Raw genomic sequence first — 19,771 nt, 5'->3', positions numbered from 1 at the left:
TGGGGCGAGGGCCTTCTCGCACTGGGTGATCTTCTCGGCGAAGACGGGTTCGGTGTCGAGGAGTGCGGCGGCCATGCCGGGCCACTGGGAGCCCTGGCCGGGGAAGACGAAGACGGTGCGGCCGGGGTGGTGGGGGGTGCCCTGGACGAGGTCGGGGTGGGGGGTGTCCTCGCTGAGTGCGGTGAGGGCGTCGTGCAGTCGGTGGTGGGTGCCGATGGTGACGGCGCGGTGGTCGAAGGCGGCGCGGCCGGTGGCGAGTGAGTGGGCGATGTCGGTGGGGTGCCCGTCGAGGGTCAGCAGTTGTGCGGCCTGGTCGCGCAGCGCTTCGGGGGAGCGGGCGGACAGCAGCCAGGGGACGACCGGGTCCGCGTCGTGCTCCGGTTCCGTGGGCTCCGGTTCCGCAGGCTCGTTCTCGTGGGCCTGTTCGAGGACGACGTGGGCGTTGGTGCCGCTCACGCCGAAGGAGGAGACGCCGGCCCGGCGCGGCCGCCCGTCCTCGGTCTCCCAGGCACGGGCCTGCGTCAGCAGCTCCACCGCCCCCGCCGACCAGTCGATATGCGGCGACGGGCCGTCCACGTGCAGGCTCTTGGGCAGTACCCCGTGCCGCATCGCCAGGACCGTCTTGATTACCCCGCCGACCCCGGCGGCGGCCGAGGTGTGCCCGATGTTGGACTTCAGCGAGCCCAGCCAGAGCGGCCGGCCCTCGGGCCGGTCCTGGCCGTAGGTGGCCAGCAGCGCCTGGGCCTCGATCGGGTCGCCGAGCCGCGTGCCGGTGCCGTGCCCCTCCACCGCGTCGACCTCGGCGGCCCGCAGGCCGGCGTCGGCCAGTGCCGCGCGGATCACCCGCTGCTGGGAGGGGCCGTTGGGGGCGGTCAGGCCGTTGCTCGCACCGTCCTGGTTGACGGCCGTGCCCCGGACCACGGCGAGCACGGGGTGCCCCAGCCGCCGCGCGTCGCTGAGCCGCTCCAGCAGCAGGATGCCCGCGCCCTCGCCGAAGCCCGTCCCGTCGGCGGCGGCCGCGTACGGCTTGCACCGCCCGTCCGGCGCGAGCCCGCCCTGCCGGCTGAACTCGACGAACAGCTCCGGGCTGGACATCACGGTCACGCCGCCCGCCAGCGCCAGGTCGCACTCCCCGTGCCGCAGGGACCGGGCGGCCAGGTGGAGGGCGACCAGCGAGGACGAGCAGGCGGTGTCCACCGTGACGGCGGGGCCCTCCAGGCCGAAGACGTACGCCAGCCGGCCGGACACGATGCTGCCCGAGTTGCCGGTGCCGAGGAAGCCCTCGACCTCCTCCGGGATGTGCGGCAGCAGCCGGGCCGCGTAGTCCTGCTGCATCAGGCCGACGAAGACACCGGCCGACGCACCGGCCAGCCCGGTCGGGTCGATGCCGGCCCGTTCGAAGGCCTCCCAGGTGATCTCCAGGAGCAGCCGCTGCTGCGGGTCCATCGCCACGGCCTCGCGCGGCGAGATGCCGAAGAACTCCGCGTCGAAGCCGCCGACGGCGTCCAGGAAACCGCCCTCCCGGGCGTAGGAGGTGCCGCGGTGCTCGGGGTCGGGATCGTAGAGCGCCTCCAGGTCCCAGCCGCGGTCGGCCGGGAACGGTCCGACGCCGTCGGCGCCCTCGGCGACCAGCCGCCACAGCTCGTCCGGGGTGCGCACGCCGCCCGGGAAACGGCAGCCCATCGCGACGATCGCGATCGGGTCGTCGCCGGTGGCCGCGGTCGCGCCGGTCCCGCGGGCCCGGCCTGCCGCCGGGGCCCCGGCCGCGCCGTCCTGGGCGCCGAAGAGCTCGGCCCGCAGGTGCCGTGCGAGCACGGTCGGCGACGGGTGGTCGAAGACCAGCGTGGCGGGCAGCCGCAGGCCGGTCGCCAGGTTCAGCCGGTTGCGCAGCTCGACGGCGGCGAGCGAGTCGAAGCCCAGGTCGCGGAAGGCCCGGCCGGCCTCCACCGCCTCCGGCGAGGCGTGGCCGAGCACGGCCGCCACCTGGGAGCGGATCAGGGCCAGCAGCGCGGGCTCCCGCTCGGCCGCGGGCAGCGCGCCCAGCGGGCCGCCCGGCGTGCCGTCGGGCGCCGCGCGGGTGGCCGAGCGCCGCAGCGGCCCGCGCACCAGGGCGCGCAGCAGGCCGGGGACGGGGCGGGTCTCGGCGTCGGCCCGCAACGCCGCCAGGTCCAGCCGGATCGGGACCAGGGCGGGCCGGTCGACGGCGAGCGCCGCGTCCAGCAGCGCCAGGCCCTGCGCGGTGGTGAGCGCGGGCATCCCGGAGCGGGCCAGCCTGCGCTCGCCCTCCTCGTCCAGCACGCCGGTCAGCGCGCTGCGCTGGGCCCAGAGCGTCCAGGCCAGCGACTGCCCGGCCAGGCCGCGGGCCCGCCGGTGCTGCGCGAGGGCGTCCAGGACGGCGTTCGCCGCCGCGTAGTTGGCCTGCCCGGGGCCGCCGAAGACGCCGGCCGCCGAGGAGAACAGCACGAACGCGGCCAGTGGCTGACCGGCGGTCAGCTCGTGCAGGTGCAGGGCCGCCTCGGCCTTGGGCGCGAGGACGGCGTCCAGACGCTCCGGGGTCAGCGCGGTGAGCACGCCGTCGTCCAGCGCGCCCGCGGCGTGCACCACGGCGGTCAGCGGGTGCGCGGCCGGGACGTCGGCCAGCAGCGCGGCCAGCGCCGCGCGGTCGCCGACGTCGCACGCCGACACCGTGACGGCGGCGCCCGCCCCGGCGAGTTCGGCGGCCAGTTCGGCGGCGCTCGGGGCGGTGGGCCCCTGACGGCCGGCCAGCAGCAGGTGCCGCACGCCGTGCGCGCGCACCAGGTGCCGGGCGACCTCGGCGCCCAGCGTGCCGGTGCCACCGGTGATCAGCACGGTGCCGTCCGGGTCCAGGGCCGCGGGCGGGCCGTCGGGCGCCGGGATCCGGGCCAGCCGGGGCGCGCGCAGCAGGCCGTCGCGCACCGCGAGCTGGTCCTCGGCGTTCGGCGCGCCGAACGCGGCGGCCGCCGCCGGGAGCAGCGCGGACGCGTCCGCGGGCAGGTCCAGCAGACCGAACCGGCCGGGGTGTTCGGCCAGCGCCGAACGCACCAGGCCCCAGACGCCGCTGTGCGCGAGGTCGGGGACGTCCTCGTCCGGGCCGGTGGCCACCGCCCCGTCGGTCACCAGGACGAGGCGGGAGCCGGTGAACCGCTCGTCCGACAGCCACCCCTGCAGCAGGCCGAGCGCGCGGTGCGCCGACTCGCGGACGCTCGCCGCGCCGCCGACCCGCACCAGCACCACCGGCGGGGCGTCGGTGAGCCCCGGGAGGTCGTCCGGTGCGTCGAGCAGGGTCCACCGGGCGGTGTCGGCGGGGGCGCCGGCCTCGACGGGGACCCACTCCAGGCCGAACAGCGACTCGTTCCCCCGGGGGGTGCCCGGCGCGCCGTCGGCCGGGGCCGGGCGCAGCACCAGCGCGTCCACCGTGGCGACCGGCCGCCCGGCCGGGTCGGCGGCGGCCAGCGCCAGGGTGTTCTCACCGGTCGGGGTCAGCCGCAGCCGCAGCGCCGCGGCGCCCGAGGCGTGCAGGGTCACGCCGGTCCAGCTGAACGGCATCCGCCCCTCGGCCGCCGGGCCCAGCCCGGTGGCGTGCAGGGCCGCGTCCAGCAGCGCCGGGTGCAGTCCGTAGCGGCCCGCCTCGCCCTGCTGACCGGCGCTCAGCTCGGCCTGCGCGAACAGCTCCCCGCCGCGCTGCCAGGCCGCCGTCAGCCCCTGGAACGCCGGGCCGTAGCCGAAGCCGGCCGCGGCGAAGCGCGGGTACATCCCGGTCAGGTCGAGCGGGACGGCGCCGGCCGGCGGCCACTGGTCCAGCTCCTCGCCCTCGCGGACCGCCTCGGCCGCGGACGGCGAGCCCAGCAGTCCCTCGGCGTGCCGCACCCAGGCCGCCTCCGGGTCCGCCTCGGGGGACTGCGCGTGCAGCGTGACGGGCCGCTCGCCGCGACCGTCCGGCGGGCCGACCGTCAGCCGCAGCCGCACGCCGCCCCGCTCGGGCAGCACCAGCGGCGCACCGAGGGTGAACTCCCGCACGACCGGGCAGCCGACCTGGTCGCCGGCCCGGACCGCGAGGTCCAGGAACGCCGTTCCGGGCAGCAGCACCGAGCCGCGGACGGCGTGGTCGGCCAGCCACGGGTGGGTGCGCAGCGAGAGCGAGCCGGTGAAGACCACGCTGTCCTGGTCGGCGAGCGTCACCATGGCGCCCAGCAGCGGGTGCCCGGCAGTTTCCAGGCCCGCCGCCGCCAGGTCGCCGGGCGCCGCCGAGGCGTCGTCCAGCCAGTAGTCCTCGCGCTGGAAGGCGTAGGTCGGCAGCTCCACCGGCGCCGCCGGGCGACCGCCGAAGACGGCGTCCCAGTCGATCGGCACCCCGCGCAGCTGGAGTTCCCCCAGCGAGGCGAGCAACCGGGCCGGGCCGCCCTCGCCGCGGCGCAGCGTGCCCAGCACGCAGGCGTCCGCGCCGGCCGCCTCCGCGCTGTCCTGGATCGCGGGGGTGAGCACGGGGTGCGGGCCGGCCTCCAGGAAGACCTGGTAGCCGTCGGCCAGCAGGGCCCCGGTGGCGGCCTCGAACTCCACGGTGCGGCGCAGGTTGCGGTACCAGTACGCGGCGTCCAGCCCGGCGGTGTCCAGCGGGGCGCCGGTGACGGAGGAGTAGAACGGCACCCGGCCCGCCCGCGGCGTGATGCCCGCCAGCTCGCGCAGCAGCTCCTGCTCGACGGCGGCGACCTGCGGGCCGTGCGAGGCGTAGTCCACCGGGACGTCCCTCGCCCGCTCGCCCGCGGCGGTCAGCTCGGCCGTCAGCTCGGCGAGCGCCTGCGGCTCGCCGGACACCACGACGGCGGACGGCCCGTTCACCGCGGCCAGCGCCAGGCGCTCGCCCCACGGCGCGATCCGGGCCCGGACCTGCTCGGCCGGCAGCGCGACGGAGAGCATCCCGCCCTGCCCGGCGAGCGCCCGCAGTGCCCGGCTGCGCAGTGCGACCACCTTGGCGCCGTCCTCCAGGCTCAGCGCGCCGGCGACGACGGCGGCGGCGATCTCGCCCTGGCTGTGGCCGACGACCGCGGCCGGTTCGACGCCGTAGGACGCCCAGACGGCGGCCAGGGAGACCATTACCGCGAAGAGCAGCGGCTGCACCTCCTCCACCCGCTCGACCGGCTCGCCCGAGCGCAGCAGCTCCACCGGGGAGCGCTCCGACCACGGGGCGAGCGCCGCCGCGCAGTCGGCCATCCGCCGGGCGAAGACCGGTTCGCGGTCGAGGAGTTCGATCGCCATGCCGGCCCACTGCGTGCCCTGTCCGGGGAACACCATGGCCAGCGCGCCGCCGGTCCCCGCCCGGCCGCGCAGCAGTCCGGGCGCCTCCTCGTCGGCGGCCAGCGCCGCGAGCCGCTCCAGGAAGCCGTCCCGGTCCTCCGCGACCAGCACCGCGCGGTGGTCCAGGGCGGTGCGGGTGGTGGCCAGCGCGTGCCCGACCTCCGCCGGGCTCGCGTCGGGACGCTCCAGCAGGTGTGCGCGCAGCCGCTCGGCCTGGGCGCGCAGCGCGGGCGCGGTGTGGCCGGAGAGCACCCAGGGCAGCGGGCCGCGGGTGCGCGGCGCCGGGCCGTCGGCGTGCGGGCCGTCCGCGTGCGGGTCCAAAGCCGGGTCCGCGTCCGGGGCGGGCGTTTCGAGCGGCGGGGCGGCCTCCAGGACGACGTGCCCGTTGGTCCCGCTGACGCCGAAGGACGAGACCGCCGACCGCCGGGGCCGGCCGGTCTCGGGCCAGTCCCGCGCCTCGGTCACCAGCTCGACGGCGCCGGCCTCCCAGTCGACCTGCTCGGTGCGCCGCTCGGCGTGCAGGGTCGGCGGGACGATGCCGTGCCGCATCGCCAGCACCATCTTGATCACCCCGCCGACGCCCGCCGCGGCCTGGGTGTGGCCGATGTTGGACTTCAGCGAGCCCAGCAGCAGCGGCCGGTCCGCCGGGCGGTCCTGCCCGTAGGTGGCAAGTAGCGCCTGGGCCTCGATCGGGTCGCCCAGCGGCGTGCCGGTGCCGTGCGCCTCGACCACGTCGACGTCGGCGACGCCCAGCCGTGCGGCGGCCAGCGCCTGGCGGATCACCCGCTGCTGGGCCGGGCCGTTGGGCGCGGACAGCCGGCTGCTGGCGCCGTCCTGGTTGACGGCGGTGCCCCGGACGACGGCGAGCACCGGGTGCCCGTTGCGGCGCGCCTCGCTGAGGCGCTCCAGCAGCAGCAGTCCGACGCCCTCGCCCCAACCGGTGCCGTCCGCGTCCGCCGAGAAGGACTTGCTGCGGCCGTCGGCGGCCATCCCGCCCTGCCGGCTCATCTCCACGAACGGCACCGGGGTGGACATCACCATCGCGCCGCCGGCCAGCGCCAGCGCGCACTCGCCGGAGCGCAGCGCCTGCGCGGCCAGGTGGATGGCCACCAGCGAGGAGGAGCAGGCGGTGTCCACGCTGAGCGTGGGGCCCTCCAGGCCGAAGGTGTAGGCCATCCGGCCGGAGGCGACGCTGTCGGAGCTGCCGTTGCCCAGGTAGCCGGCGACGTCCTCGGGCACCCGGCGCAGCCGCACCGCGTAGTCCTGGTACATCACGCCGAGGAAGACGCCGGTGCGGCTGCCGCGCAGCGTGCGGGCGTCGATCCCGGCGCGCTCGAAGGCCTCCCAGCCGGTCTCCAGCAGCAGCCGCTGCTGCGGGTCCATGGCCAGCGCCTCGCGCGGCGAGATGCCGAAGAGGCCGGGGTCGAAGGCGCCGACCCCGCTCAGGAAGCCGCCCTCGTCGGCGTAGCTGGTGTCCGGCCGTCCGCGGTCCTTGTCGACCAGCGCGTCCAGGTCCCAGCCGCGGTCGGCCGGGAACGGGGTGACGGCGTCGACACCGCCGGCGACCAGCTCCCAGAGCTCCTCGGGCGAGGTGACCCCGCCGGGGTAGCGGCAGCTCATCGCGACGACGGCGATCGGCTCGTGGTCCTTGGCCTCGACCTCCTGCAGTCGCTGGCGGGTGCGGTGCAGGTCGGTCGCGACACGCTTGAGGTAGTCGCGCAGCTTGTCGTCATTCACCGGTGGTCACCTTCGTCAGCGGGTTGCGGGGGTGCGGGGCACGCGGGTCCGGCGGCGTGTCCGTCATGACAGCCCCAGCTCGTTCTCGATGAAGTCGAAGAGGTCGTCGTCGCCGGCTGTGGCCATCCGTTCCTCCAGGCCGTCCGCCGGGCCGCCGGAGGCGTCCGGGGCGACCCGGGAGAGCAGGGCCTGGAGCCGCCCGGCCAGCGCCGGGTCCAGCGGGTCGGCGGCCAGCGCCTGTTCCAGCCGTTCCAGTTCGGCCAGCCCGGCGACCTGCGGCTCGGCGGGCGCCGGGACCAGCTGCTCGCCGAGGTGCGCGGCGATCGCGGTCGTGCTCGGGTGGTCGAAGAGCAGGGTGGCGGGCAGCCGCAGGCCGGTGGCCGCGCGCAGCCGGTTGCGCAGTTCGACGGCGGTCAGCGAGTCGAAGCCGAGTTCCAGGAGGCCGCGGTCGGCCGACACGCTCTCCTGCGGGGAGAAGCCCAGGATCAGGCCGACGTGCGAGCGGACCAGCTCCAGCAGCACCCGGGCCCGCTGCGGCTCGCCGAGTCCGGCCAGCCGGTGCAGCAGGGCCTGCGGCGCGTCCGCGGCGGCCGCTCCGGCCGCCGCCGCCTCGCGCCGGGCCGGCGCCCGGACCAGGCCGCGCAGCAGGGCGGGGACGCCGCCGGTGCCCGCCTGCGCGGCGATCGCCCGGGTGTCCAGCCGGACCGGCAGCACCATCGCCTCGTCCACGCCGTGCGCCGCGTCGAACAGTTCCAGGCCCTCCCGCGGGGCGAAGGCGACGATCCCGCCGCGCGCGATCCGCCGCAGGTCGGCCTCGTCCAGGCCGCCGGTCATGCCGGTGCTGTTCGCCCACAGGCCCCAGGCCAGCGAGCCGGCGGTCAGCCCCCGGGCCCGGCGGCGCTGCGCCAGGCCGTCGAGGAAGGCGTTGGCCGCCGCGTAGTTGCCCTGGCCCATGCCGCCGAAGACGCCGGCCAGTGAGGAGAAGAGCAGGAACGCGGAGAGCTTGGTCCCTTCCGTCAGCTCGTGCAGGTGGACGGCCGCGTCGACCTTGGGGCGCAGCGCGGTGTCGAGCTGTTCGGGCGTCATCTCGGCGACCAGGCCGTCGGCCAGCACGCCCGCGGCGTGCACCACGGCGGTCAGCGGGTGCTCGGCCGGCAGGCCGTCCAGCAGGGCGGCCAGCGCCTGCCGGTCGGCGGCGTCGCAGGCGGCCACCTCGACCAGTGCGCCGAGCCGGGTCAGTTCGTCGCGCAGCTCCGGGGCGCCCTCGGCCAGCAGGCCGCTGCGGCTGGTCAGCACCAGGTGCCGCACGCCGTGCTCGGTCACCAGGTGACGGGCGACATGGGCGCCGATCGCGCCGGTGCCACCGGTGACCAGTACCGTGCCCTCGGGATCCCAGGCCGGCGTGGCCGGGTCCTCGGCGCGCGGCACCCGGGCCAGCCGGGGTACGAAGGCCGCGCCGTCGCGCAGTGCGACCTGCGGCTCGCCGCTCGCCAGCGCTGCGCCCAGTGCCGCCCGGGAGGAGGGCAGGTCGTCGAGGTCCAGCAGGACGAACCGGCCGGGGTTCTCGGTCTGCGCCGAGCGCAGCAGGCCCCAGACGGCGGCCTGCGCGAGGTCGGTGACGTCGTCGCCGGGCTGCGTCGCGACGGCCCCCTCGGTGACCAGCGCCAGGGTGCTGCCGGCCAGCCGGTCCTCGGCCAGCCAGTCGCGGACCGTCTCCAGCGCGTGCCCGGTGGCCGCCCGCACGGCGTCGGCCAGTGGCCCGGTGCCCTCCTGTCCGCAGCGGGCCAGCACCAGTGCGGGCACCGGCCCGTCGGCGGCGAGCAGGTCGGCGACGCGCCCGCCGGCCGGCAGCTCGGTCCAGGTCGCTGCGTCGGTGTCCGGCAGGGCCGGCCGCCTCCACTCGACCCGGTACAGCTCCTCGTGGAGGGCGGTGCGGGCCGGGCGCACCTGGTCGGCGGAGACCGGGCGCAGCACCAGCGACTCGGCCGAGGCGACCGGACGCCCGGTGCTGTCGGCGACCAGCACGGCCACCGAGTCGCGCCCGGTGGGCGTCAGCCGCAGCCGGACCGACGCCGCGCCCCGGGCGTGCAGGGCGACGCCGGTCCAGGAGAACGGCAGCCATCCCTGGCTCTCGCCCTCGGGCCCGGTGCCCGGCAGGACGTCGAAGACCAGTGCGTGCAGGGCGGCGTCCAGCAGCGCGGGGTGCAGGCCGTAGCGGCCGGCCTCGCCGCGCGGGCCGTCCGGCAGCTCGGCCTCGGCGAACACCTGCTCGCCGAGGCGCCAGGCCGCGCGCAGGCCCTGGAACGCCGGGCCGTAGCCGAAGCCGCCGGCGGCGAACCGCTCGTACAGGCCGTCGACGGGCAGCGGGACGGCGCCGGCCGGCGGCCACTGCACGAGGTCGTCGGGCTCGGCGGGCGCGGCCGGGGCGAGCAGGCCGTCGGCGTGCCGGGTCCACTCCTCCTCGGGGCCGTCCTCCGGCCGGGCGTACACCGTCAGGCTCCGGGCGCCGGACGGCTCGGGGGCGCCGATCAGGAGCTGGAGCACCGTTCCGCCGGTGGCGGAGAGCACCAGGGGGGCCTGCAGGGTCAGTTCCTCGACCTGCCCGCAGTCCGCCTGGTCGGCGGCCCGCACGGCCAGTTCCAGGAAGCCGGTGGCGGGGAAGAGCACGCCGTCGAAGACCCGGTGGTCGGCCAGCCACGGCTGGGTCCGGCAGGAGAGCCGGGTGGTGAACAGGAAGCCCTCGCCGCCGGCCAGTTCGACCGCCGCGCCGAGCAGCGGGTGGTCCACCGCCAGCAGCCCGGCCGACGGCAGGTCGGCCTCGGGGGCGGTCGCCTCCAGCCAGTAGCGCCGGTGCTGGAAGGCGTAGGTGGGCAGGCCGGCGGCCTCGCGCGGGGCGGTCGGCGGGAAGCGGCGGCTCCAGTCCACCGGTGTGCCGTGGGCGTGCAACCGGGCCAGCGCGGCGGTCAGTGCCGTCTCCTCGGGCTGGTCGCGGCGCAGCAGCGGAACCAGCAGCGCGCCGGGTGACCGCTCGGCCAGGCAGTCCTGGCCGAGCCCGGTCAGTGAGCCGTCCGGACCCAGTTCGAGGTAGCGGTCGACGCCGGCCGCCTCCAGGCGGTCGATGCCGGCCCGGAACTCGACCGTGCCGCGCACCTGGTCGACCCAGTGCTCGGGGGAGGCCAGCTGTTCGGCGGTGGCGAGGGCCCCGGTCCGGTTGGCGACCAGCGGGATCCGCGGCGGGCGGAACTCCAGGGTGCTCGCCACCGCGCGGAACTCGGCCAGCATCCCGTCCATGTGCGGGGAGTGGAAGGCGTGGCTGACCCGCAGCCGGCGCGAGCGCCGGCCCAGGGCCTCCCAGTGCGCGGCGAGTTCCGCCACCGCCCGCGGGTCGCCGGAGACCACGGTCGAGGCCGGGCCGTTGACGGCGGCCAGGGAGAGGACGTCGGCCCGCTCGGCGAGCATCGGTGCCAGCTCCTCGGCCGAGACGGTCAGCGCCACCATCGCGCCGCCGGCCGGCATCGCCTGCATCAGCCGTCCGCGGGCCGCCACCAGGGCGGCCGCGTCGGGCAGTGAGAGCACCCCGGCGACATGGGCGGCGGTGAGCTCGCCGATCGAGTGGCCGAGCAGGTAGTCGGGGGTGATGCCCCAGTGCCCGGCCAGCTCGAACAGCGCGGTGCCGAGCGCGAACAGGGCCGGCTGGGTGTACTCGGTGCGGGCCAGGGCCTCGCCGTCCGCGATCACCTCGTGCAGCGGGCGTTCCAGCAGCGGGTCCAGTGCGGCGCAGACCCGGTCGAAGGCGTCCGCGAAGACCGGCTGGGAGCGGTAGAGCTCCAGGCCCATGCCGGGCCGCTGACTGCCCTGTCCGGAGAACAGGAAGGCGGTCCTGCCGGGCCGGCCGGCGGTGCCGGTGACCACGCCGGGGTGCTCGGTGCCGGCGGCCAGCGCGGCCAGTGCCCCGGCGCGCGCGGCACGGTCGGCGCCGAGCAGCACGGCGCGGTGCTCGAAGCCCGCCCGGCCGGCGGCCAGCGCGGCGCCCGGGTCCCGGTCCGGTCCGGTCCGTTCGTGCTCCAGCAGCCGGGCGGCCTGCCCGCGCAGCGCCTCGGGGGTCCGGGCCGACAGCAGCCACGGTCCCCCGGCGGGCGCCGACGGCTCCGCCGCCTCGGCCGGGACGTGCTCCAGCACGGTGTGCGCGTTGGTGCCGCTGACACCGAAGGAGGAGATACCGGCCCGGCGCGGGTGGTCGGTGGCGGGCCACGCGGTGTGCTCGGTGAGCAGTTCCACGGCGCCCGCGGTCCAGTCGATGAACGGCGAGGGCCGGTCGACGTTCAGGGTGCCGGGCAGGATCCCGTGCTGCATCGCCAGCACCATCTTGATCACGCCCGCGATGCCGGCGGCGGCCTGGCTGTGGCCGATGTTGGACTTCAACGAGCCCAGCAGCAGGGGGCGTTCGTCCCCGCGCTGCTGTCCGTAGGTGGCCAGCAGGGCCTGCGCCTCGATCGGGTCACCCAGCTTGGTGCCGGTGCCGTGCGCCTCCACCGCGTCGACCTCGGCGGCGGACAGGCCCGCCGAGGCCAGCGCCTGGCGGATCACCCGCTGCTGCGAGGGGCCGTTGGGGGCGGTCAGGCCGTTGCTGGCGCCGTCCTGGTTGACCGCCGAGCCGCGGACCAGGGCGAGCACCGGGTGGCCGTTGCGGCGGGCGTCGCTGAGGCGCTCCAGCAGCACCAGCCCGGCGCCCTCTGCCCAGGCGGTGCCGTCGGCGGCCGCGGCGAAGGGCTTGCACCGGCCGTCGGGCGCCAGCCCGCGTTGGCGGCTGAACTCGACGAACGCGTCCGGCCGGGCCATCACCGTCACGCCGCCGGCCAGCGCCAGCGAGCACTCGCCGGCGCGCAGCGCCTGGGCGGCCAGGTGTAGGGCCACCAGCGCCGAGGAGCAGGCGGTGTCCACCGTGACGGCGGGGCCCTCCAGGCCGAAGGTGTAGGCGATCCGCCCCGATGCCACGCTGCCGGCGCTGCCGATGCCCAGGTAGCCCTCGAACTCCTCCGACGGCTTGGTCATCCGGGAGCCGTAGTCCCGGTAGCTGGAGCCGACGAAGACCCCGCCCCGGCTGCCCTTGAGCGTCGTCGGGTCGATCCCGGCCCGCTCGAACGCCTCCCAGGCCACTTCGAGGAGCAGCCGCTGCTGCGGATCGACCGAGACCGCCTCGCGCGGCGAGATCCCGAAGAACGCCGGGTCGAAGTCGGCGGCGTCGTAGAGGAAGCCGCCCTCGCGGGCGTAGGTGGTGCCGACCGTCGCGCCGTCCGGGTCGTAGAGGCCCTCCAGGTCCCAGCCGCGGTCGGTGGGGAAGCCCGAGATCGCGTCGGTGCCGCTCATCAGCAGCCGCCACAGGTCCTCCGGCGAGCGCACCTCGCCGGGGAAGCGGCAGCCCATCGCGACGATCGCGACCGGGTCGTCGGCCGCGTCCGGGGCGGCCTCGACGGCTGCCGCCGCCTCGTCCACGGCCTGGACCGCCGCCTCGGCCGCCGCCGGGTCGCCGCCCGGGAGTCGGGCGAGCAGGTGGTCGGTGAGCACGGCCGTGGTCGGGAAGTCGAAGACCAGGGTGACCGACAGTCGCAGTCCGGTCGCCCCGGCCAGCCGGTTGCGCAGTTCCACGGCGGTCAGCGAGTCGAAGCCGATGTCCTTGAAGACCCGCTCGGGCTCGATCGCCGACGGATCAGCGTGGCCCAGCACCGCGGCGACCTCGCCGCGGATCAGCTCGCCCAGCGCCGCCCGGCGCTCGGGCAGCGGCAGTCGGGCCAGCCGGGCCGCCGGCGACGACTCCTCACCGGCCGTCGCGGCGCCCGCCGCGGCCTGCGGAAGGTCCTTGAGTACGGCGCTGGGTCGCAGCGCCGTGTAGGCGCGGACGAACCGCTCCCAGGCGAAGTCGGCCACCACCACCGTGCTGTCGTCGTGGTCCAGTGCCTGCTGGAGGGCGACGAGCGCGGCATCGGGGTCCATCGCCGGAAGGCCGTTGCGGATCAGCCGCTCGCTCACCGCGCCACCGGCCAGGCTCTCCCCGCCCCACAGGCCCCAGGCCACCGAGGTGGCCGCCCGTCCGGCCGCCCGGCGCTGCTCGGCCAGGGCGTCCAGGAAGGCGTTGGCCGCCGCGTAACTGCCCTGCCCCGTGCCGCCCAGCGTGCCGGCCAGCGAGGAGAACAGCACGAAGGCCGACAGCTCGTGGTCCCGGGTCAGCTCGTCCAGGTGCAGCGCCGCGTCCATCTTGGGCCGCAGCACGTGCGCCGCCCGCTGCGCCGTCAGCGTGTCCAGCACGCCGTCGTCCAGCACGCCCGCCGCGTGCACCACCGCGCGCAGCGGCAGCTCGGCCGGGATGCCGGCGAGCAGCGTCGCCACCTGCTCCCGGTCGGAGACGTCGCACGCCACCACGGTGGCCTCCGCCCCCGACTCGGCGAGCTCGGCGACGAGTTCGGCGCAACCCGGCGCCGCCGGACCCTGGCGGCCGGTCAGCAGCAGATGGCGCGCCCCGCCCCGGGCCAGCCAGCGGGCCACCCGCGCGCCCAGCGCGCCGGTGCCGCCGGTGACCAGCACCGTGCCGTCCGCCGGTGGCGTCCAGGCCCGCGCCGGGGTGCGCGCGCCGGTCCCGGCCGGGACCAGCCGACGGGCGAACAGGCCGGCGGAGCGAACCGCCACCTGGTCCTCGCCCTCGCCGCCGGCCAGGACCCCGGCCAACCGGGCCCGCGCCCGGTCGTCGAGCCGGGCGGGCAGATCCACCAGCCCGGCCCAGCGCTGCGGGTACTCCACCGCGGCGACCCCGCCGAGGCCCCAGGCCGTCGCCTGCGCGGGGCCGCTCAGCGGGTCCGAGCGGCCCACCGACACCGCGCCGCTGGTCGCGCACCACAGCGAGGCGTCCGGGACGGCGTCGCCGAGCGCCTGGAGCAGCGCCACCAGCGCGACCAGTCCGGCCGGCAGCGCGGAGCCCTCCGCGTGCGGCCGCTCGTCCAGCGCCAGCAGCGACAGCACGCCGTCCGGCCGCAGCTCGCCGAGCCGCGCGGCCAGTGCGGCCCGGTCGGCGTCGGCGACCGTCAGCACCGCCGCCTCGGCACCGTGCTCGCCCAGCGCCAGGACGCAGTCCGCGACCAGCGGGTGGTCCGCCGCCGACGCCGGGACGGCGACCAGCCAGCTCCCCCGGGGGCCGGAGCCCGTGACGGCCGTCAGCGGCCGCCACTGGACCCGGTAGCGCCAGCCGTCCACCGCGGCGCGGTCCCGGCTGCGCCCGAGCCAGTCGCCCAGCGCGGGCAGCACACCGCTCAGGGCCGCGCGGGTGCCGGCGTCCTCGATCCGCAGCGAGTCGACCAGCGCGGCCGCGTCCCCGCGGCCCACCGCGTTCCAGAAACCCTCGTCCAGCGGCGCCGCCTCCGGCTGCCCGTCCGCCTCGGGCACCATCCAGAAGTGGGAGCGCTGGAACGGGTAGGTGGGCAGCTCGGTGCGCCGGGCCGACGCGCCGGCGAACGGCGCGGCGAGGTCCACCGCGGCGCCCCGCACGTGCAGTTCGGCCAGCGAGGTGAGGAACCGCTCCCGGCCGCCCTCGTCCCGGCGCAGCGTGCCGGCCACCGCGGCGCCGGTGCCCGCCGCCTCGGCGGCCTGCTCCAGCCAGACGGTCAGCGCGGGGTGCGTGGACGACTCCACGAACACGTCGTAGCCGTCGGCCAGCAGCGCGCGGGCGGTACGCCCGAACTCCACCGGCCGGCGCAGGTTGCGGTACCAGTAGCCGGCGTCCAGCAGCCCGCCGTCCAGCGGCCCACCGGTGACGGTGGAGTAGAAGACGCTCTCGCCGGCGCGCGGCGACACGTCCGCCAGCAGGGTCAGCAGCTCCTGCTCGATCTCCTCCACCTGGGCCGAGTGCCCGGCGAAGTCCACCCCGGGGACGCGCCAGTTCATCACGCCGTCGGCCGACAGCGCGTCCGACAGCTCGGCCAGCGCGGCCGGATCGCCGGAGAGCGCCACCGAGGTCGGGCTGTTGACCGCCGCCACCCCGATCAGGTCGCCGAACGCGGCCAGCCGGTCGGTCAGTTCTTCCACCGCCAGGGGCACGAACAGCATCGCGCCCCGCCCGGCCAGGACCCGCAGCGCCCGGCTCCGCAGCCCGACCACCTTGGCGCCGTCCTCCAGGCTCAGCGCGCCGGCCACCACCGCGGCGGCGACCTCGCCCTGGCTGTGGCCCACCACCGCGTCCGGCACGACGCCGTACGAGCGCCACAGGGCGGCGAGCGAGACCATCATCGCGAACAGCACCGGCTGCACCACGTCCACCCGGTCCATCGGGTCGTCCGAGCGCAGCACCTCCAGCAGCGAGTAGTCCGTGTAAGGCGCCAGGGCCCGCTCGCACTCCGCCAGCCGCTCGGCGAACACCGGCTCGGTGTCCAGGAGTTCGAGGGCCATGCCGACCCACTGCGAACCCTGGCCGGGGAAGACGAGGACGGTGCGGCCGTGCTGCCCGGCCACGCCCCGGGCCAGGCCGGCCCCGGTGCGGCCGGCGATCAGCGCGTCCAGCCCGCGCGCGAACTCGGCCGGCTCGGTGGCGACCACGGCCGCGCGGTGCTCGAAGGCGGTCCTGGTGGTGGCCAGCGACCAGCCCACGTCCACCGGCTCGTGGCCCTGCTCGGCCAGCGTGCGCAGCTGCTCGGCCTGCGCCCGCAGCGCCTCCGGGCTGCGTCCGGAGAGCAGCCACGGCACGGCCCGGCGGGCGGCGGCCCGCTCGGCTGCCGGCGGCTCGGCCGGCGGCTGCTCGACGATCACGTGCGCGTTGGTGCCGCTCAGCCCGAACGAGGAGACCCCGGCCCGGCGCGGCCGCTCGGCTCCGCCCTCCCAGGGGCGGGCCTCGGTCAGCAGCTCGACGGCGCCCGCCGTCCAGTCCACGTTGGGCGACGGCTCACCCAGGTGCAGCGAGCGCGGCAGCACGCCGTGCCGCATCGCCAGCACCATCTTCATGATCCCGCCGACCCCCGCGGCGGCCTGGGTGTGCCCGATGTTCGACTTCAGCGAGCCCATCAGCAGCGGCCGGCCCGCCGGGCGGTCCTGCCCGTAGGTGGCCAGCACCGCGTCGGCCTCGATCGGGTCGCCGAGCCGGGTGCCGGTGCCGTGCGCCTCGACCGCGTCGACCTCGGCGCCGGTCAGCCCGGCGTCGGCCAGGGCCTGGCGGATCACCTCGCGCTGCGCCAGGCCGCTGGGGGCGGTCAGGCCGTTGCTGGCGCCGTCCTGGTTGACGGCGGAGCCGCGCAGCACCGCCAGCACCGGGTGGCCGTTGCGCCGCGCGTCGGAGAGGCGTTCCAGTACCAGCAGGCCGACGCCCTCGGCCAGCCCGAAGCCGTCCGCCTCGGCGGAGAAGGACTTGCAGCGGCCGTCGGCGGCCAGGCCGCGCTGGCGGCTGAATCCGGTCAGCGACAGCGGGGTGCCGATCACCGCGGCGCCGCCGGCCAGCGCGAGCGTGCACTCGCCGGCGCGCAGCGCCCGGGCCGCCAGGTGGACGGCGACGAGTGAGGACGAGCAGGCGGTGTCGATGGTCACCGCCGGGCCGCGCAGGCCCAGGGTGTACGCCACCCGCCCGGTCAGCACGCTGGTCGACACGCCCGCGATGAACAGGCCCTCCAGCTCGTCGGGCACCCGGTCCATGCTGCCGCCGTAGCCCTGGTAGGCGGCGCCGGCGAACACGCCGACCCGGGAGCCCCGCAGGGTGCTCGGGTCGATGCCGGCGCGCTCCAACGCCTCCCAGGAGGTCTCCAGCAGCAGCCGCTGCTGCGGGTCCATGGCCAGCGCCTCGCGCGGCGAGATGCCGAAGAACGCCGGGTCGAAGTCGCCGGCGCCGTGCACGAAGCCGCCGGCGGTGCTGTAGCTGGTGCCCGGGCGGTCGGGGTCGGCGTCGAAGAGGCCGGCCAAGTCCCAGCCGCGGTCCGCGGGCAGCTCGCCGATCGCGTCGAGTTCGCCGGCCAGCGCCTGCCACAGCCGTTCGGGGGAGTCGATGCCGCCGGGGTAGCGGCAGCTCATCGACACGATGACGACCGGGTCCTCGTCCGCCGCGACGGTGGTGACGGCCGTGACGGCCGCCGCCGGAGCGGGCGCCCCGGCGCCGAAGAGTTCGGCCGCCAGGTGCCGGCCCAGCGCGCTCGCGGAGGAGTAGTCGAAGACCACGGTCACCGGCAGTCGCAGCCCGGTCGCGGTGTTCAGCCGGTTGCGCATCTCCACGGCGGTCAGCGAGTCGAAGCCCAGGTCGCGGAAGGCCCGCGCCGAGTCGACGGCGGAGGCCGAGTCGTGGCCCAGCACCCCGGCGGCGACCGAGCGCACCAGCTCGGTCAGCTCCCGGTCCCGTTCGGCGGCGGGGAGCCGGCGCAGCCGTTCCCGCAGCTCTCCCGCGCTGCCGGCCGGCTCGTCCGGGGCGGGTTCGGAGGCCAGCGCCACCCGCACCTCGGACAGGTCCCCGATCAGCGGGCTGGGCCGTGCCGAGGTGAAGACCGGTGCGAAGCTGCCCCAGTCCACGTCGGCGACGATCGGCACCACCTCGTCGCCGTCCAGCACCTGCTGGAGGGCCGTCACCGCGAGGGCGGGCGGCATGAACACCACGCCCTGCGCCCGCAACTGCTCCTCCACCAGCTGCGCGGCCATGCCCGCGCCGCCCTCCGGGCTCCAGATGCCCCAGACCACCGAGGTGGCGGCCAGGCCCTGCGCGTGCCGGCGCTCGGCCAGCGCGTCCAGGTAGGCGTTGGAGGCGGCGTAGGCGCCGTGGACGGCGCTGCCCCAGATCGAGGAGATGGAGGAGAACAGCACGAAGGCGTCCAGCTCGGTGTCCTGGAACAGCTCGTCGAGGTTGGCCGCGCCGCCGACCTTCGCGTACAGGGTGTCGGCGAACTCGGGCAGGTCGGTGTCGGCCAGCGGCACCAGCAGGCCGGCGCCGGCAGCGTGGAGCACCGAGCGGATCTGCTCGCCGTCGGCGCGCAGCCGCTCCACCAGGGCGCCCAGTGCCGCCCGGTCGGCCACGTCGCAGGCGGCCAGGGTGACCCGGCAGCCGAGTGCGGTGAGCTCCGCCGCGAGTTCGCTCGCGCCGGGCGCCTGCGGCCCGGCCCGGCCGACCAGCACCAGGTGCTCGGCGCCGGTCCGGGCCATCCAGCGGGCGATCTGGGTGCCGATCCCGCCGGTTCCGCCGGTGATCAGCACGGTCCCGCGCGGCTGCCAGGGCTGCCGGGCCCCGGTGCGGGCCGGACGTCGGGTGCCGCGGACCAGCCGCCGCCCGAAGCCGCCGTCCCGGCGCACCGCCACCTGGTCCTCGTCGCCGGCCCCGGCCAGCAGCCGGCCCAGCAGGGCCGCGCCCTGGTCGTCCAGCTGCTCGGGGAGGTCCAGCAGGCCGCCCCAGGCGCGCGGGTACTCCAGCGCCGCGACCCGGCCGAGTCCCCAGCTCAGCTGCTGGCCGGGCTTCGGCGGGCCGTCCTGCGGTCCGACCGCGACCGCTCCGGCGGTCGCCCACCACAGCGGGCAGCCCACCGTCAGGTCGGCCAGCGCCTGGACCAGCGCCAGGTTCAGCGCGAGGCCGACCGGGACCACCGGGTGCGCCGGGTGCGGCCGTTCGTCCAGTGCCAGCAGCGAGAGCACCCCGTCGAGCGGAGCGGCGGCCGGTCCGGCCAGCCGCTCGGCCAGCACGGCGCGCCCGGTGTCGGCCTCGGCCAGCTCGACGGTCAGCAGCTCGGTGCCGGCCAGCACCCGGGTGCAGGCCGCGACCAGCGGGTGGTCGGCCCGCGCGGCGGGCACCAGCAGCAGCCACCGCCCGCTCGGCGCGGCGTCGTCCGTACCGGCCGCCAGCCGCCGCCAGGTCACCCGGTAGTGCCAGGAGTCCACCCGCTCCTGCTCGCGGCTGCGGGCGTGCCAGTCCGCCAGCGCGGGAAGCACCGTGCTCAGCGGGGCCTGCGGCTCGACGCCCAGCGTGTCGGTCAGCTCCGCGAGGTTGCCCTCGCGCACCGCCGACCAGAACCGCTCGCCGGCCGGATCGGTCGCCGGACGCGGCCGGTCGGGGGCCTGGAGCCAGTAGCGGCGGCGCTGGAAGGCGTAGCCGGGGAGCTCGACCGGCCGGCCGCCGCGCGGCGCGCCGTAGAGGGCCGGCCAGTGCGGGGAGCGGCCCGCCGCGTGCGCCTCGCCGAGGGCCAGCAGGAAGCGGGGGAGTCCGCCCTGGTCGCGGCGCAGCGTGCCGAGCGCGGCCGCCTCCACCTCGGCGGCCTCGGCGCTCTGCTGCACACCGAAGGTCAGCACCGGGTGCGCGCTGGCCTCCACGAAGTACCGGAAGCCGTCGGCCAGCAGGGCCCGGGTGGCGGCCTCGAACTCCACGGTCTGCCGCAGGTTGCGGTACCAGTAGCCGGCGTCCAGCTCCTCGCCGCCCAGCCGGCGGCCGTCGACGGTGGAGAAGAACGGCAGCCGGGCCGCCGTCGGGCGCAGGCCGGCCAGGTCGGAGAGCAGCCGCTCGCGGATCCGCTCGACCTGCGCCGAGTGCGAGGCGTAGTCCACCGGGATCCGGCGGGCGGTCGGGTCCGCGGCGAGCAGTTCCTCGATCGCGTCGTTGTCGCCGCTGACGACGACGGCGGTGGGGCCGTTGACGGCGGCGACGGAGATGCGGTCGTGCCAGGGGGCGATGAGTTGGTGGGTGTGGTCGAGGGGGTGGGTGAGGGAGACCATGCCGCCGGTGCCGGTGATGGTG

At 77.2% G+C, this 19,771-nt stretch carries 2 protein-coding genes; both read right to left on the bottom strand.

All coding sequences use genetic code 11. The annotated features are described in order from the left end of the window. On the bottom strand, positions 1-7,050 hold a 7,050-nt coding region (locus PUR56_RS01485; RefSeq protein WP_329947518.1), incomplete at its 3' end, for a type I polyketide synthase. A 63-nt stretch (positions 7,051-7,113) separates the two neighbouring features. Then, a partial coding sequence (locus PUR56_RS01480) for a type I polyketide synthase (protein WP_329947517.1) occupies positions 7,114-19,771 on the bottom strand: 12,658 nt, incomplete at its 5' end.

Origin of the sequence: Streptomyces sp. BE303, assembly GCF_036290945.1 — a bacterium.
GTDB lineage: Bacteria > Actinomycetota > Actinomycetes > Streptomycetales > Streptomycetaceae > Kitasatospora.
This window is presented reverse-complemented; position numbering and strand designations above follow the sequence as displayed.